This window comes from Candidatus Hydrogenedens sp., from assembly GCA_035361075.1.
GTDB lineage: Bacteria > Hydrogenedentota > Hydrogenedentia > Hydrogenedentales > Hydrogenedentaceae > Hydrogenedens.
Genome location: DAOSBX010000006.1, coordinates 38935 through 56786 on the forward strand (window position 1 = coordinate 38935; position 17852 = coordinate 56786).

Annotated in this window: 12 protein-coding genes and 1 riboswitch; of the genes, 8 read left to right on the forward strand and 4 right to left on the reverse strand. The window is 34.1% G+C overall.

The window, feature by feature from the left end; genetic code table 11:
• Position 1: 1 nt before the first annotated feature.
• Genes folB through PLJ10_03095 form a run of 3 tightly spaced genes read right to left on the reverse strand, consistent with a single transcriptional unit; the run spans position 2 to position 3172 of the window.
• On the reverse strand, positions 2-364 hold the full coding sequence (folB, locus tag PLJ10_03085) for a dihydroneopterin aldolase (protein HOK08624.1): 363 nt from the start codon (positions 362-364) through the stop codon (positions 2-4).
• Entirely contained in the window at positions 351-1103 is a 753-nt protein-coding gene (locus PLJ10_03090) for an SDR family oxidoreductase (GenBank protein HOK08625.1), read from the reverse strand. Before PLJ10_03090 ends, folB begins: the two co-directional genes overlap by 14 nt.
• Positions 1104-1132: 29 nt before the next feature.
• A complete protein-coding gene (locus PLJ10_03095) occupies positions 1133-3172 on the reverse strand; it encodes a PDZ domain-containing protein (protein ID HOK08626.1) in 2040 nt (679 codons plus the stop codon).
• 160 nt (positions 3173-3332) lie between these two features.
• Between PLJ10_03095 and PLJ10_03100 the strand changes: the two genes are divergently transcribed.
• The 6 genes from PLJ10_03100 to PLJ10_03125 all read left to right on the forward strand — a co-directional run bounded on the left by PLJ10_03100 (position 3333) and on the right by PLJ10_03125 (position 10586).
• Positions 3333-4454, forward strand: a complete 1122-nt coding sequence (locus tag PLJ10_03100) for a prepilin peptidase (GenBank protein HOK08627.1) — start codon at positions 3333-3335, stop codon at positions 4452-4454.
• A gap of 97 nt (positions 4455-4551) precedes the next feature.
• Positions 4552-5475: a class I mannose-6-phosphate isomerase gene (locus PLJ10_03105; protein HOK08628.1), complete on the forward strand. Its 924-nt coding sequence runs from the start codon at positions 4552-4554 to the stop codon at positions 5473-5475.
• A 51-nt stretch (positions 5476-5526) separates the two neighbouring features.
• On the forward strand, positions 5527-6099 hold the full coding sequence (locus PLJ10_03110) for an RNA polymerase sigma factor (protein ID HOK08629.1): 573 nt from the start codon (positions 5527-5529) through the stop codon (positions 6097-6099).
• Positions 6078-7349, forward strand: a complete 1272-nt coding sequence (locus PLJ10_03115; GenBank protein ID HOK08630.1) for a FecR domain-containing protein — start codon at positions 6078-6080, stop codon at positions 7347-7349. The genes PLJ10_03110 and PLJ10_03115 overlap by 22 nt, the downstream gene beginning before the upstream one ends.
• A 1-nt stretch (position 7350) precedes the next feature.
• Positions 7351-7599 carry a hypothetical protein gene (locus PLJ10_03120; GenBank protein ID HOK08631.1) on the forward strand — a complete coding sequence of 83 codons (249 nt, stop codon included), beginning with the start codon at positions 7351-7353 and terminating at the stop codon, positions 7597-7599.
• Positions 7600-7754: 155 nt separating this feature from the next.
• Positions 7755-10586, forward strand: a complete 2832-nt coding sequence (locus PLJ10_03125; GenBank protein HOK08632.1) for a penicillin acylase family protein — start codon at positions 7755-7757, stop codon at positions 10584-10586.
• 31 nt (positions 10587-10617) lie between these two features.
• On the opposite strand, the gene PLJ10_03130 is transcribed toward PLJ10_03125, so the two are convergent.
• The gene (locus PLJ10_03130; protein HOK08633.1) at positions 10618-12450 is read right to left on the reverse strand and encodes a DUF4838 domain-containing protein; all 1833 of its coding nucleotides are present in this window, start codon (positions 12448-12450) and stop codon (positions 10618-10620) included.
• Between the two features lie 100 nt (positions 12451-12550).
• Between PLJ10_03130 and PLJ10_03135 the strand changes: the two genes are divergently transcribed.
• Together PLJ10_03135 and PLJ10_03140 are read left to right on the forward strand one after the other, a co-directional pair.
• A complete protein-coding gene (locus PLJ10_03135; protein HOK08634.1) occupies positions 12551-16051 on the forward strand; it encodes a hypothetical protein in 3501 nt (1166 codons plus the stop codon).
• 100 nt (positions 16052-16151) lie between these two features.
• Positions 16152-16316, forward strand: a riboswitch (cobalamin riboswitch).
• A gap of 123 nt (positions 16317-16439) precedes the next feature.
• Positions 16440-17765 carry a hypothetical protein gene (locus tag PLJ10_03140; GenBank protein ID HOK08635.1) on the forward strand — a complete coding sequence of 442 codons (1326 nt, stop codon included), beginning with the start codon at positions 16440-16442 and terminating at the stop codon, positions 17763-17765.
• Positions 17766-17852 lie beyond the last annotated feature (87 nt).

A 17852-nucleotide genomic window follows, 5' to 3' on the forward strand; every position in this document is an offset into this window, starting at 1 on the left:
TTTATTTTTTCATCCTTGTGATTTCTACAGCGACACTTCTTGCAAATCTTAAAACACCAGGTTTATCTATCGTAACGGTAACCCCTTTAACCTTCTCATGAGACAGACAAATTTTTGCAACTTCTTCCGCTAATTTTTCGATGAGAAAGAAAGACGAGTTCTCAACAAATTTTAATATTTCTTTCTTTACCATTTTATAGTCCAATGTATCATTAATATCATCACTTTTTCCTGCCATTTCTATATTCGTAAATAAGGTAATATTTATCAGGATATCTTGTTTCTCTCTTCGTTCCTCTGGCTGAATCCCTATGATACAACGAACTTGAAGGTCACGAATATGAATTTTATCATATAATTCCATCATTTATACTCCCTAATAAAAATCTTCCACCATCTACAAAAACTACTTGCCCTGTAATAAAATCCGATTTTAATAAAAATAATACTGCCTCCTCAATATCTAATAAATTTCCATACATTTTGAGAGGATTTGTCTTACTTAAACGAGCAAGATATTCTTCTGTTTCTCCTGGAGGCGGTAAAATTAACCCCGGAGCAATGGCATTTACCCGAATATTGGGAGCCAATTCCATGGCTAACATACGTGTCAGGGTACGTAATAGTTGTTTGCCTAAGTAATATGATATATGTTTGTCATCGTAATCCCATAGACGTGAATCCAAAAAATTGATTATAACCCCTTTCTTATGTTGCTTTTTCATACGGCGAGATAATTGAAGTGGTGCCCATGAATGAATGTTTATAGATGAGATGAGATCGTGGTATGAAAATGAATCAAACAATTTAACGGGAAAAATACTCGCATTATTGATAAGAATATCAATTTCACCGAAAATATTTATTGTTTGTTCATAGAGAGAGTTTGCGGATTGGGGATTTATTAGGTCGGCTTTAAGTATAGCAGTTTTTATGGAATAACTTTTTAGTTCTTTTGCAAGACTTATCACTTCTTCTTCTGAGGTATTGTAATGAAGTAGAAGATTTACGCCTTCTTTTGCCAATCGCAATGCAATTGCTCGACCTATTCGCAATGCACTCCCCGTAATTAGTGCATTCATACCATTTAAAGAATCAAGCATAGTTATCCTATCAAATACGAATTCTTTTACTATTTGATTTCAATTTCAACAAAATACTTTTGTATCCCTCGTAAAATTTGAAACGAAAATTTATTCAATTTATTTTCTTTTAATTTTGCTAATTTTATTTTAAATGTATTTAAATTATCTATAGGCTCATTCTCAACAGCAATAATAACATCCCCTTGCTCTAATTTAGCAAGGCTTGCCCAACCACCAGAAATGACTTGTTCAATATAAATACCTTTTATGTCATCACTCAAATTCATATCTACATAGTCATAAAAACACAAATCTCTTACTGTAAATTCCAACCAATCATCTTGATATTTTTCTAACATGCCTCTCGGAATTGGTTCACTTACTAATTGAACTGGAATTATTTTACGGTCTCCTTTTCGTATAACAGATAGGTTTACTATTTGTCCTATTGAAAAGTTTCTTATCTTTTCTTTCCATTCTTCATATTCTTCTACTCGTGTCGCATGCAATTTTTCATTTTCTATTTCCTTAACAATATCCCCAACATTTAAATCTTTTACTTCTTTTATCTTGGGATAGAATACACGAGTAATGATAAATCCTCCTTCCTCAATGCCCATTTTCTCCGCTATATCACGTGTTAAAACCTGTGTTTCTACCCCAATCCATGGTTTACTTGCTTCACGAATAGGTTCAACAGATTGGGTTTTTCCAATTTTTACCATTGAGTAAATTCTGTTTCCTTTGCGTTCTACAATAGTAAGTAGTTTCTCCTTTTTTTCTCCTAAAAACTGTTGTGTTACCCTTTCCATTTCATCTAAACAGGTAATATGCATGTCCTCTACTTGTAAAACAATATCTCCCGTTTGTAATGGAGGTTTTGCCTGTGCAACTGCACCGCCCATCCGAATGGAGGTGATTATAATTCCTTTTTGATTCTCCCTGTTCCTTTTTAATGCAAGAAACCAATTCATATTCTTAGCAGTACAACCCCACTCAGGAAATTCCTTTTCAGGGGTGATAGGAAAGTCGTAAGGGATAGGTTCAACAACTATGTCAAGTTTTTCAGAATTCCTTATTATTTGAATTGGTATTTTTTCATTACACGGAAGGGAACAAATTATATTATTAACCAATGGTATCTGTTCCATATATCGAACATCAACGGTGATATCTCTAATCTGTTCTATAATATCACCTACTTTTACTCCAGCATTATCTGCTGGGGAGTTTGGATATACATAACGTACTAAAGCACCTTTTTGATTTATTTTTTCTTGTGTAACAGGCTGGATTTCAACACCAAGCCAAGCCCTTTCTACCTTGCCATTTTTTACAATATCTTCTACCACTTTTTTTACCAAGTTTGAAGGAATTGCACCACCTAAAGCGTATTTAATTTCATTAATTCCGATAATTTCCCCTCGTAGATTAATCAAAGGACCTCCAGAACTACCTGGACTAATTTCTGCATTGTGTCCAAGCCAACAGACTAAACTCCCAACATTTTCATTTTCTTCAGAAAAGAATTCAAAGCTATCTAATTTATAAGGTAGTATCATCTGTTTATTACTTACAATACCAGCAGTTACTGATGGGCTTAAAGCCATAGGGGAGCCCATAGCCAAGACATAGTCACCAACTTTTACCTGTTCCGAATCCCCAAAAGATGCATAAGAGAATTGATTTGGCTCATTAGTAACTATTTTTAATACAGATATATCAGTTAAAGCATCGGTGCCAATGAGTTTCATTGGATAATTTTTCAAATTAGAAAATGTACAGTCCGCAATAAATGCCTTTCCAGCAACGTGGTGATTCGTCACAACATATCCATCTTCACTTATTACAATTCCACTACCAAATTTTTCTTGCTTTAATTCTCTACCTTCCGAATAATATTTTTCTACTACATGAATTCGAACCAAAGCAGGTTGTAATTTTTCAACGACTGTGATAATAGTGTTTTGAATATCTTTTGGTATTTGTTCTGTGGTGGATAGTAAATTATTTTCACAATAACTACAAACTGTCAGCATCACAACTAATAGTAAGGTTGTGTAAAAAATCCTATAAAAAAAGTTCATCACAGGTTTATCCTTAATTAAGAAAGAGAAACACAATTTCTGTTTCATTTATAATTGATTAATTCAAATCGTTTTTAACACTTTGTTTATTCATATTCTTGTATATTTTATACCATATAAGTAAATTTTGAAAAATGTATAAATAAGGTTATCACGTAAGATGGATATGTTTAATCTTTTATTTTGCATCATATCAGGGATGTTTGGTGCGGTTTTTGGTAGTTTTTGTAATGTTTGTATATACCGATTTCCGAGAGGTGAATCTATTATCCATCCTGCATCCCATTGCCCTCAATGTCAACATAAAATAGATTGGTATGATAATATCCCTGTTTTAAGTTGGCTATTTTTAAGAGGTAGATGTCGTCACTGTCATACAAAAATAAGTTTACAATATCCACTTGTTGAATTAGTTACGGGTATCCTTTTTATTATTATCTTCTTAAAATTTAGATTTACACTATCTACAATTGTGTATTCATTATTTACTGCAGGACTAGTTGTAGTTATAGTTCAGGATTTAAAAACATGGACTATTCCAGACGAAATAACATTATCTGGAATTTTAATTGGTGTAGGTGTATCACTTTTAGGTATGTTTTTCCCTGAACAAGGGTTAAGAATCCAACATCCGATGGATGCGTTAGATGGAATTGCTTTAGGGGCATTACTTATTTGCCTTTTAGACCTCATTGTGATACTAATATTAAAAAAACCAGGGATGGGTTTTGGAGATGTAAAATTATTGAGTATGTTAGGTGCTTTCTTAGGCTGGCGAGGTGTTTTAGGTAGCCTTATGATTGGGTCATTAATAGGAAGCGTGATAGGCTTTTTTATTATTGCTTACTATAGACTATTTTCAAAAGAAGAGACTTCAGACATTAAAGATGATAACCAAGATAATGTCTCTGATTTCTACCCTGTTGACCCAGTTTCAGCTATTGTCCTAGGTGTTTCAGCAATCTACTTAGAAATCCGCACACTCCTATTTCTAAACTCATATACATCTACCGAAATACCATATGAAGTCATAACAGGTCTCGTATATCTCATAACGGCATTTCTATTATTAGCACTTTTTGTAGCTATAGTGTCACTATGGGTTTGGCAAAAACAAAAAGGCAAAATAAAAATTGATGAAGAACTCCCTGACGAGGAGATACAAATTTCATTAAAGGCTCACTATATTCCTTTTGGACCCTATCTCTCGTTAGGTGGGTTTATTTTCCTATTGTTTGGACCTGAATTAATTGAAAAATATATTCAAATTCTTTCTATATAAAGACATAAAAATGATCAGAGAAAGAAATAAATCAGAGTTAATAACATATATAAAATTTAATGAGGCTTATTTTCCACGACCTTGGGGGAATTACAATTTGCCTAACATATTTAATAAGCCTGTTCCTCCAAATGAAAAAATAGGTGAAATCTGGCTTATTTCAGATAGGAATGAATTTCAAAGTAAGGTTATCAAAGGGCGTTTTATAGGAAAAACAATCCATGAATTAGTTACAACATATCCTCAATATTTGTTTGGAAATAGAAAAGGTGAAGGGTATCCCTCTCGGTTTCCTTTATTATTAAAAATTATTAATGCCAATGAAATACTTTCAGTTCAAGTTCACCCTTCTGACCAAAAAGCCAAAGAATTAAATGAACATGATTGCGGAAAGACAGAAATGTGGTACATCATGGAAGCAAAACCAAATAGTTTCATATATTTAGGACTTAGAAAAAATGTAAAAAAAGAGCATTTATTAAAAGAAATCCAACATGGGGGAGATGTGGATAGGTTATTGAGAAAAATATATGTAAAACAGGGTGACCATTATCTAATCCCTGCCGGAACCATCCACGCTATAGGACCAGGTATTATCCTAGCTGAGATACAACAAAATAGTAACCTTACCTATCGATTATATGATTGGAACCGCCTTGATTTAGAAGGAAAACCAAGAGAACTGCACCTCGAAAAAGCTTTTTATTCAATTGAAACATGTCAAACATCCATTGCGGTACCAAAAATTGACTTAAAACATAGCTTCGGAAGAGAAAAATTTCTATGTTCTACTCCTTATTTTTCCGCAAAATATTGGGAAATAAAAAGTGAAACTAAAATATGGAACAATAATTATTCATTCCATATTATTTTTAGTTTGGATACTACAAAACTAAGTGTGGAAACTGAAGAGAAGGAGACTCTACAAATGGAGAGAGGAGAATGTGTGCTAATTCCATCAGTCTCAAGTGATAGGGTAACTATAGACTATGGCACGTTCTTAGATTATTATGTGCCATAATGGAACATTCCGTTCCGTTATCTACAAAATAGACCTCTTATTATCAGAATTATGGATATAAATAATAAAGAAATAAATATTATTCATGAATGCCTGAAAGGGAATACCGAGGCTTTTCGGGAACTTATTATGATTTATCAACAAGCAGTATATGCAACAGCATTTTATTACACCAAAGACAGTGATACTGCAAAAGAAATAACACAGGAAACCTTTATAAATGCTTTCAAAAACTTACCTTATCTTAGAGACTATACAAAGTTTGGCAGTTGGTTGAAAGAGATAGCGACAAGAACATCAATAAGGTATCTTCAGAAGACTAAAGAAATTCCTATGGTTGAGATAGAAAATGAAAAGATTGTGCCTATCGAGCATAAAGATACTAAAAGTTCTTCAATAACTATCGACGAATTTAAGAATGCTGTCGAACAGCTTCCCGAGAGATATAGACTCCCTGTTGTTCTAAAGTTTTTAGAGGGAATGAGTTATGAAGAGATTGGTCGTTTTACAGGAGAATCTCCTGGAGAAATAAAAGGAATCCTTCAAAGAGCAGTAAAACAACTTCAGAATATAATGGAAAATTATGGCGGAGAAATGAATCAATGGCAAGATGTTCTCAAATAGAGTCTGAGATGCAAGCATACTTGGATGGTGAACTGAGTAGAGCTAAAGAACTAATAGTTGAAGAGCATTTATCCAATTGTAGTCAATGCAAAGATAAGTTTGAGAAATTTCGCAAAACCAATGCCATTATTTATGAAACATTAGCCCCTTATAAATTAACGAATTCCTTAGATGAATCTATTATGAAAAAATTACCTGAAGTAGAGACAGGTTATAACGAAATTCATCAAATAACAATGCGTATCAAACATCAAGAAGAAACCCCCTATTCTTTTTCAAATCTATTTCCGTATTTTGCAATAGCTGCCATGACTATATTAGGCATTTTTATATTTGTAAGCTGGCCAGCGAAAGAATATTCTAACCAGAAAAAGATAGGGGTGGCACTAAATATAACGGGGACAAGTTTTATAATTAACAATAGTGTTAATAACAAAATGAAAGAAGAAGTACCGATTGCTTTTTCGGAAGGCAATTACATAGAAACCCAAGATAATTCTAAAGTTTACATATTGTTAAAAGGGAATTCAATTGTAAAATTATCAAACAACACGAGAATCCGAATTTTAGATGAAAGGACTATTAATCTTGAAAAAGGATTAGTATGGTTTGATATTGGTAAAGATAAAAAGACATTCAGAGTTAACACATCGCAAGGGTTTATAACGGTATTTGGGACACAATTTCAAGTAGAAGCAGATTTTAATAGGGTTATAACTACGGTATCCAGAGGTGAAGTTACTGTAGAAACTGGAAATCAGTTTGCAGTTCTAAAAGAGAATCAACAGATAGAACTTAAAAACCAAACCATTAATACAAAAGTTAAAACCTGTGATTCCCAAAAAATAATGGCTTGGGCAGAACAAATAAAACCGAGAACCCAAGCATTTGATAACGCATCAGCAATATTGGCACCAACACAACCCATTGAAATATCAAAGCCTGCTTCTCAAATCTTTGTTGTTCCTATCCAACACAAAGAGGTAACTACTCTTGTATTGGTATGGGATAAAAATAAAATTACAGAAAACTCAAACTATACAATTTATGCTTCAGACGATGAACTGAAACCACTATTTCGCTACAAATTAACTAATGATATGATAAATAACTACAATGGAGAAATTAATATACCCATTCCAAATGAGGTATCCATAAAACAGGTTAACATACTTCATATTGAAATCATTTCAGATGATATAGATGAATTAATATCAATGCCATTTAATAAAATTTATGCAAAGAGTTAATATGAAAATAAGCAAAAGTATAATAAATAATGTACTTGAATTAGCCCACCCAGTCGGGAGGCATGGTGGAGCAAAAAGAAATGTCAGATTTCTGCCTCACATCACTCCTTCCCCAGAAATACCTGCAGCCAAAAATCTTGCTATCATTCATGCCTCCCGCTTGATGATACAACGATCCTTATATAAAGTGGGCTCGATGTTAAAACGGCGAATCAACTGTCTCCTCTCTCCACTCCTTCCTCAAGAGTAAACGCCAAACATCTTATAACATCGAGCCCCTGATTTTTTTATTTCTTTTATTCGTTATAATAAGAGGAATTAAAAATCGATGAACTTAAAACATAAATGAATACAAAAACAATAACAAATATTTTACTCATAATTTCTTTCTGTGTTGTTTCCAATATGTCAGGACAAGATTGGATTGAAACGTATTGGGAACATCTTGAAATATATAGAGATGATTGGGGAATTCCGCATATTTTTGCTGAAAATCCACGTGTCCTTGCCTTCGGTTTTGGATACACGCAGGCTCAAGACCATTGGGAAAGCATGCTATTGTCATATCGATTAGCAAACGGAAAACTTTCGGAAGTTTTAGGAGAGAGCGAGGAATTATCTGACCGATTCTCTATTCAGGTAGGTCATCGACACTTTGGCTCCCTCGCATATTCAAATTGTGACTCGTTAACAAGGGATATTTGTGAAGGATTTGCAGAAGGAGTTAATACATGGATTTTAGAGAATCGAGACAAACTTCCAGATTGGATTGACGGCGTCCAACCTCAGGATATATTTGCATTATGGCATGCTTTTATAATTTCTATGGCACCTTTGGATATGCCATCATTTCAGAAACGTCCCCCAGCCATGAAGTCAGGTTTTGCATTTACAGTTTCAAGAGAAAAAAGCCGTGAAGATACTCCTTTATTTGCCTTCAGCAGTCACCAATTTTATCCAGGTCCTTTCCGATGGTATGAGGCACATCTTATATGTGGGGAATATAACGTTTATGGATGCACAATATATGGCTTACCAATCCTTTTACAAGGACATACATTGAAACATGCATGGGCTATAACTCCAAATGTACCAGATATTTCAGATGTCTTCATCGAATCTATTCATGGTAATGTATTACAAAATCCTAAATCAGTCTATTTACAAGGCAATCAGCAAAATAAAGAGGCTCTTTTGTTATTGGAATATATGTCCAGAAGCGAGGAGTATTATGTTAAAACACCCAATGGTATGGATCAAAGATTTGTGCCTGTACAAATAGGTCAAAAAGGACCTTTATTATTGGGGAGTGGCAATGAGTTTTTTTCATGGAAAATAGGAGGGTATGAGGATATAGGTATGTTTTTCCAATTATGGGAAATGGGAAGGGCTAACTCATTAGAAAAGTTTAAACAAGCCATTTATCTCCATCAGATTCCTATGTTCCACATTCTATATGCTGATAGCTCGAACAATTTGTTCTACTTTTACTCTGCAAAATCGGGAACACGTGAAATTCCACCTGGACTCCCTGAAAAGGATGTTGTAGAAATACAAAACTTAAATTGGACTGTCCCCATCTCTTCACGTTATTATCAATACGGCTGGAGATACTTAATTCCTCCAGATGTTCTCCCTTCTTTCCAAAATCCTACTTCGGGTTATTTACAAGTTTGTGGAGGACCACCAACATCCGTAACCGATGATATTAAATTGCCATCCAATGACTCTCTGAATAAGTTAATTCATGACACAGAAAATGTTATAAGTAGAAGAGTTAAAAGTGTCCTACGAACAGATAAACGCTCATTAAGAGAATTCCAATCCTTAATTTTGGATACTTTATCTTCTCTTGCTATTGAGACCCTTCCCAGAATTATAGACATCGGTAAATCAAACCAACAAAGGCTGAATTCATATCACCCTGATTTACCATCTGCTGTAGAAATATTGAGTGGTTGGGATTATCGAATAAATACAGATTCTTCTGCACCTGTCCTCTTTTATCTTTGGAATCACTTTTTTGCAAGACAACCTGGAATTGTTCCAAGCATTGAAATAGAACCCTACTTTTCACTTATGAACAAAAGAAAAGAAATAGAGGAAAATTGTTTAGAGGCATTAGCAGATGCTGTCCGTTATTTAAGGAATAATAGAGATACACTTAACATAAATTGGGGGGACATCCACAGGATTCAAAAAGGTGCAAATGAATACCCTGTGGCTGGAAGTGAAACTATGGGGGCTACTTTTTTACTTTCTGAACTCCCACCAGAAAATGAACGATGGGGCAAAGTTGAATATGGTATTGGTTTTGCATCTGTTATAAAACTTGGGACTGTCATTGAATCATATTCAATAATGCCGTTTGGGAATTCCGAGTCTATAGAATCACCTCATTATCAAGACCAGTGGAACCTATTTAATCAACGGCAAATGAAAAAGACACGATTTTACCCTGAAGATATATATCGTTTTGCTGAAGTTGGATTAGGAAGAAAGTTGGTGTTTATCCCAAAGGGTGCAGTTGGAGAAATTCGATGCGTAAGCAGTTCCAAAGTTTCAATAACCATACAGTCAAAATTAGAGCCCCCGGCACCTTTACCTGAAAACTATGTTCCATTTTCAGTATTTATAACTCCAGAGTATTTACCCAAAGAAGCAAATGTCCAATTTTTGATAAGGCTCTTTATCCCTAATGACATTTGTAGCCCTGAAAATCTTAACAACTTATCTCTTTATGCACTCACACTAACAAATGAATGGAAAAAAATTGAAAATCAAAATGTCAATGCCGAAGCGGGTTTCTTAGAAGGGATATTTAATGGTAAACAAACAATAGCGATACTTGGAGCAGAAGAATTCTATAGTGATTTGATTACAAATAAAGAAGTAAATAACTTAGATTCTGTAGACACACCTTTATCCATAAATAAAGGGATATTTTCTACAGGACTACCTGGTGAGATTCCCAAAATAACTCAACAAAGAAAAGTAATAATACCTTCATCAAAGCAATTCCAATCTCAAGAAATACTTCCAAAAGCGATGGACATCCCTCCAATAGAAGCAAATGATATACAAAAAGAAATGGATAAAACCCAAGATAAAAATACTGCTCAAACTTACGAATCTATACCTTCAGAGAACACCAATAAAAAACGGAGAAAAATATCAGAAAAAATACAAACTCAAAAACCCATTGTAAAGAAAAACTTTACAATAAGGAAAAACTAATTTTTGATTGTGTCTATATTAAACCACTAAATTAAAGTGATGTCCCTAACCATTCTTCAACTATTTTTTTATAAGATGATATCTCACCATCAGACTCTCTGTATTTTGTAACATTATTCCTCTCTGCAACTTCAAAAAATCTTTTTGCTCGGGATATCATTGTTGGGTCTGAATTTTTAGTCTTAAAATCCATATCCCGTTTCCGTGCACGTTCCATAATCGCATAGTCAACGCTTAATCGTGCTACCTTTACTCGCTCAAGGACTTCGGGTTTCTCGCTGACAGCTTTTTCTGCCTTGTCAAATAATACTTCTGCTTGTTGTAATAACTCATTACTTAAATGTTTTCCATTGGGACCGACCCAGATATTCATATGTGTTCCACGATTATGTATTGGTTTATGTATCAATTGGAGGTATTCCATAATATACGGTGAAGCATCTTCATAAAAGGCATCCACAAATTCACTAATAGCTACCTTTTCATCATAGGAAGGGTCCCATAAAAGTTTTGCATTTAAGTATGCACTCAATTCATTAAATTCACCATGCAAAGTTGTATATGTATCCTGCTCAAAAATACCTGTAACATTATGGTTTACAAAAAATCGGATATTAGGTCCTCGAACTTCAAGGTTTGGGAATGGGACAAGATAATGACTGAAAGATGTTACATAATCCCACACCCATAGGCGATTACAAATTTTGGACCAACCTTCTACATCCTTTACAAAATCGCGATTTTGTTTTGACACACAGCTATCAAGAGGGTGAGCAAAACAACATTCGATACTGCACAAACGGATTACAACATTTGGTTCTGGACGCATATTTTTAGGAGGCTTTCTCGACCACTGATATGCTAATGTGTCTATAATTTTATCAGGGAACTCATCACGGACAGCACGTGCAACACTGTTTACGAGATATAACAAAGGTCCCATTTGTGATTCTTCTGCATTTGCCATTGCTGAACATTTATCGCACTGGCAAAAGTTATACCAGTCGTTTTGAGAAACCGAAAAAACTTTGGCTTCTGGATGTTCTCTCATCCATCTTTTAACTTCTTCTGTAACTAAACGAATGACTTCCTCATTTGTGCAACAAAGCTGTGTCCGCTCTTTAACTCGTTTCCCTTCTACCATAGAATAATATTCAGGATGCGAATCGAAGTATTTATCGGGGGGTAGAAGTGAATCAAACGTATGCACAAACCCATAATAAGTAATTTTCCCTCCATGTTTTTCTTCAAGCCGACATGTATTCCCGTTAGCACGATTTCGTGCACACCAATCCCCATCAATAAATCCGTCCATCGTGAATGGCTCACGATATTCTAAAGGTGGTATATAAATCTCATTTAACAAGGGTAAAGCTATCGTTTGCATCTTCGGGATTCGACTTACATTTGTAGCAAACCAACGACAACCAAGATGGTCTTCAAGTAAACCATAAACACCATATAATGTCCCACGAGGTTCACCACCAGCAATGATAATTTTATCCTCCATCACAATAATGTTGTATCCTTCCTCACCTAAATCATCCCAACTGATATTAATATTCAAATCATTTAATCGTTTATTTTTCCCAAGTATAATCTCCTTTCCTTTCATAGGCTCCGCATCAGTTATAATGGGAAGTTCAGCACCATTCATCTCTTTAATAAATCGTTGCAACTCTTCACTTGCATATTTTACGGATGGAATACAATTTTCGGGAATTACAATAACACATTGTGGTTCACCATTATGAGCAATCATAAAAAATTTTTCCATTACTGACGGTGCTTTCTTAGCACATCCAAAACCAAACAAAAGAAAGGAAACTCCAAGAATTATCAATATCTGCTTTAGTATTTGCATAACAATTTCTCCTTCATTTGTAAAGTGTAATTTTAATTACTCGAAATACTATTATATATTAGATTAATATAACCTATTTATAAGTTCTAATGTCAAAGTTATGAGTAATTACCGATATAAAATTAAACTAATTTTTGCCTTTGTATTTGTCTTCCATATCTTTACCCTTTCTGCATTAGGAATAGACCTTTTTAAAAGGGATAAAAAAGAACCAATAAAATTAGATATCCCCACTACATCAATACCAGTTTTATGGGCAAAGCCGTTAAAGAAAACAATAAAAATACTTGCAATTGCACCTCGATATACTTTTCTTGACTTTATGGAACTTGAGAAACGATTAGATTGTAGCATAAATCTCATTGCGACAGAGGACGCTTTACACCTTGGCTGTGACCCTCTTTGGGGTCAATGGTGCCTTGAAGATGAGAGGAATGAATCTTTGAGTAATAAGATTCAACGTGAATTAGAAAAAAAATGGGATTTGTTAATCATCAGTGGAATTGATTTAAACATATTGCCTAAAAACATTTATGAAATTATTATTCAAAAAGTTGCGGAAGGAAAATCCTTTCTCTTCATACCATTAACAGGTATTTCATCTACTCCACATCCAATATTTAACCTAATAGATATGTTAGATACTAATATGGACCCTGTTGCAAAATGGACTCAGTTATTTTCAGGGCAGGATGAAGAACTGACTAATATTGCAAAAATGATGTCCATAAAATGCGTTAATTATGAAAAAGGACGAATTACCTGTTTAGATAACTATATAATGAATGTAAATAACCATGTTCTCTTGCCTGATAAAGCCGTAATAGACAAACCAAATCACCTCGAAAACGCATGGGCAGGACTTATTTCTTTATTACTCTGGACTTGTAAGATTGAACAAAAAACAGAAATATTAAGCATCTCAGATGCTAAGCCAGCAGGACCAATTGAAGAAGAAATTCCTCCTGACCTATCTATGATGCTCATCCGTAATACGAATCAATCACTATTAGGACCTGGAACATACCCATTCTATATCGAAATAAACAAAGCAGAAAAAGGTAAATTTGACCACGTAAAAATCCAAATTCGCAGAGAAAATGATAATTACTACTTTCAACAATACGACTTCAAGTACATCATGAAAAAGAAGGGACACACATTCACCCAAATAGAGATACCTATTGGAGACGGAACATTTTTTATTGATGCATGGTTAATGAATAAAACAACGGTTATTAATTTTTTTACAAAAAAGTTTAAATTTACTTCCTGGCCTGAAATCGTAAGTATAGAAGCCGATAAAAAAGTGGTATATCCAAACGATAGTGTAAACTTAAAGGTTAAAATGTCTACTCACTTTTTAGAGAATAGGGAAGGAAGCATCGTTGTCCAAGCGATTGAAAATGGAATGAACCCATTAATCACCGAAGGTACTTTAATATCTGAACAGGTTCAATATATTACAGGGGAAGAAAAAGAAATTGTTATACCGATACGCTTCGCAGATGTAAAATGCAATTATATTAAATTATCCGTTTGGGGACTACCTTTTAAAGTAAGTTCATTAGGAAATAGTTATTCTTCTTTTTTCTCAAATAAATATATTTATCTACCTGTTCAAAAAAAGTTGCTCCCAAAAGAATGGAAAAATTTCATTGCAATAGAAAAAATTAACGAGTATAACCAGAGTCTCTACGGGAAAATATTTGAATACAATCTAAATTGTGGAGTATACCTTCCATGGAATCAATTTAAGGAGCCATACTCAAAATATTTAACACAACCATTTATCGTTCAGGTAGCAGAGGAATCTACCATAAAAGCAGGCTCTAAAAACCAACGTGAACCATGTATAAATGATGAAACCTATTTAGAAAAGTCTAAATCGGAAATAACTCACATATCAGAATCAGTCCTAATTCCTACACCCAAAGCCTTTTCATTAGGTCTGAATAATTGTTTAGTCCAATCAGAAGAAGCGGTTTGTTTTTGCGATAAATGTATCGATAAATATCTAAATCTATCTGAAAACATTGCCAATAATACAGAAAGAATAAGTTCCATTACAGGAAAAAATCACGATGAAATTAGAGAATATATACTGAATCAAGAATACCCATCTATTATCCTGACCAACTACCAAAAATTTATGTCTGAAAGTTTTTTGAATTATGAAAATGAATTAAAGAATCGATTAAAACTACTTTTCCCGAATGTCCCTATTGGTTTCCGCATATTCCCAGGTAAAGAATCTATAAGAGGAATTGATTTGTATACCACTATGTACTCTATGGATTGGCTTGCATTTAATCCCGACCCTTTCCTGTTTACATTTATCTCTTCACAAAGAGAACATAGAAAAAACTTCTGGACAACCATTGATTTTTCCGACCCAAGTCAAGCACCTGAAAAATTAACATGGGATTACTGGAATTCGTTATTAAACCAGGCTAATGGCGTATGGTTTATCTCTACATTTGAGACTATTCATAATTCATCACCAATAAAGTTATTAAATGAAAAAGGAGAAATTAATTATAAATTAGCCAGTTTATATAACGCTGTTATAAAAACAAAACAAGGATTAGGAGACTTCATACTTCAACTCAGTCCTGATATTGAGGATGAGATAGGAATATATTACTCAACTGAAAACTTATTTTTTACAAATTATGCACCAGAATTTGATTACAAGAAATCAGCAACAAATTTTATACGAATCTTAAACGGGGCAGGCTTTAATCCAATTGTAGTTACAAAAGACTCCTTATTGTCCTCGAAAAATGTAAAGGTTTTAATCCTACCATGCTTTCTTAACTTAACGGACTCTGACATAATAGTATTATCAGAATTTGCAAAAAAAGGAACTCTTATTGCAGATATAATTCCAGTTTCTAAGGATAACAACAACGATAAATGTAAGGAAATTATAAACAATGACTTCGTCTTATTAGGTGAAAGCCTCGCAAAAGATATAAAAGAAGAGCCAAAAGAAAAAATTGAAAAGATTATTGCCCTTATTACCGAAACTATTCAGGAAAAGGGAATAAAAAGTAGGTTCCTACCTGATAATAAATGGTTTGATGGTAAGTTTTTCTCTTTCGACAATTACAGAGTAATTGCGTGGTTACCTAACATAACTCCAATTGTCTTGTCCGAAGAATCTTCCATGAAGCAAGAGTTAATAAAAGATATGGAGATATTTGATGTTCTAAAGGAAGAAAAAACCAAAAAGATAAAAATAAATTCCAATATGAAAGAACCCCTTCTTTTAGTTAGCAATCCATATAAAATTGAAAATATAAATGTTCTTTTCCCAAAAATAATTAAAACTGGAAATAGAATCCCCATAAAATTACAAGTAAATGCTAAGACAAAAGAAGCAAACTACTTAAAACACTGGATATTTATTGAACTTAAAACAAATATTCATAAAGGTAAAACAGTATATAGTTCTCTTATTCAAACAGACCAGAAAGGAATAGGGGAGACCTACATACCAATCCCATTAAATCAACCCAATGGATGGTATTATATTTCCGCATGGGAAATAACATCAGGGATAAAAGAAGAACAACTCATTAAAATAGAAAAATAACCCATGGAATTACAACACACGAACTATTATTTGCAAAGGAATCATTTCATGGAATAGAATTACTCCCAACGTCAACATTTAGGAAGGAGGTGAAAAAGGTCAAAGTGAGTCTGGCTAATGTTAAGGGAAGTGCGGTGAAAATCCGTCGCAGACGCGCTGCTGTAACCGGGGACGAAAGTCACAAAAAGCCACTGCATTTGCGGGAAGGCGTGACAAGTAGACAGAGCCGGAAGCCAGAAGACCTACATTAGCAGGAATAATTTACTGTAACAACTCGCGGAAAGGTTGTTGCGGGAATGGCATTCTCCTTCTGTGAAAGCCAACCTGCCTACTTTTCCCACCTTAAATGAAACATAACAAAAACAATTTAACAGAAGGAGTAAAGTTTATGTGTATTAAGTGTTATGTATTGGTATTTGTTTCTTTTTATATGTTTGTATTTACGCTGGACGGGGTTTCAGAAAGAATCATACCCCTTGAAAATTTACCTCAACCCGCTTCTGGCTCTTATTTTGTAACATCAGCCCCACTAACTGATGGAACATTCCTAATTTGGAATGGCAATGAAATCTTTAAGCAAACGACACCTGCAAATGACAATTTCAGTTTAATCACCTCAGGTTATATTGGAGACCCAGGTTTTATAGCCATCTCACCAGATGGGAAAAAGGCAATTTTAGGACAAGGGTATTTAGGTAATCTCTACTTACTTGATTTAGACAATCCACAGGATTTCACACCAAGTTCAATTGTCGGCAATATTAGCCACTATTATGGTATTTTCCTTACAGAGGATTTGCTCCTACTTGATATAACAAAACCAGACTTTTCAGGAAGTGAAATACATGTTTTATCCGTGTTTACTAAAAATGTTGTTGACACAAAATTGATAGTCTCCAAACCACAACATCCTAATAAAGAAATGGTTATTGATAAGCCACCGTATGCATATTCTGCAACTCTTGCCATCGATAACGACTGGGTCTATATTATGGATGCTAATACCCGCGAATTAAGAAAATTCAACATACAGAACATTGTCAACGCTTATGAAGGTAATTACACACTTGACTGGGAAACAGACGGAACATTAATTGGAAATACAGGAATGTATTTCACAGGTGGTGTATCGGGTGTAACAAATGATGGATATTTAATAATAGGTGGTTCAGCAGGTTTCATGCTACCTGGAGGGATTCAGGAGGTAAATCCTACAACAGGGGAGATAATTAAGATTTGGGATCCTGCAAATAATCAGGGCTATTACTCTGCATTCTACAATTCATTCTCAGATACAATCCTAACAATTGTCAACAACAATGGATATTTAGTACTCAGAAACGAACAGGAGGAATGTCCTGACTGTATTCCCAAGAGAAAATCGTTCTACCGTACAGGGGAAGATATATGCCTTGACATTTTTGGTGAAAATCTACCACCAAATACGACATTTACATGGACTAAAGAAGGGGAGAGTCTGGACACAAATCCACGAGTATACGGTATTCACTGTCGGCATCTATTAATATACAATGCCCAAGTCGAAGATAGTGGAACTTACATCTGTTCCTACAACAGTGAGAAGAAAATCTTCAAAATCAAGGTTAACGTAACCGACCAACAATTATCTATTAAGAACAATTACTTATTGTTTCCCATTTTTATCTTCCTTGTTCTTACAGCAGTATCAAAAATAATCAGGGTGATAAACTAACATACATACAATCAAAAATTAAAGGAAGGAGAAAGTTTTCTTTCTTCTTCCTTATTTTTTTTATTCATAATGTAAAACATTATGAAT

Coding starts and splice junctions, on each gene's coding strand:
- PLJ10_03135 (HOK08634.1), top strand. CDS start 12,551: ATGAGTAATTACCGATATAAAATTAAACTAATTTTTGCCTTTGTATTT.
- PLJ10_03100 (HOK08627.1), top strand. CDS start 3,333: ATGGATATGTTTAATCTTTTATTTTGCATCATATCAGGGATGTTTGGT.
- PLJ10_03090 (HOK08625.1), bottom strand. CDS start 1,103: ATGCTTGATTCTTTAAATGGTATGAATGCACTAATTACGGGGAGTGCA.
- PLJ10_03130 (HOK08633.1), bottom strand. CDS start 12,450: ATGCAAATACTAAAGCAGATATTGATAATTCTTGGAGTTTCCTTTCTT.
- PLJ10_03095 (HOK08626.1), bottom strand. CDS start 3,172: ATGAACTTTTTTTATAGGATTTTTTACACAACCTTACTATTAGTTGTG.
- PLJ10_03115 (HOK08630.1), top strand. CDS start 6,078: ATGGCAAGATGTTCTCAAATAGAGTCTGAGATGCAAGCATACTTGGAT.
- folB (HOK08624.1), bottom strand. CDS start 364: ATGGAATTATATGATAAAATTCATATTCGTGACCTTCAAGTTCGTTGT.
- PLJ10_03120 (HOK08631.1), top strand. CDS start 7,351: ATGAAAATAAGCAAAAGTATAATAAATAATGTACTTGAATTAGCCCAC.
- PLJ10_03125 (HOK08632.1), top strand. CDS start 7,755: ATGTCAGGACAAGATTGGATTGAAACGTATTGGGAACATCTTGAAATA.
- PLJ10_03140 (HOK08635.1), top strand. CDS start 16,440: ATGTGTATTAAGTGTTATGTATTGGTATTTGTTTCTTTTTATATGTTT.
- PLJ10_03110 (HOK08629.1), top strand. CDS start 5,527: ATGGATATAAATAATAAAGAAATAAATATTATTCATGAATGCCTGAAA.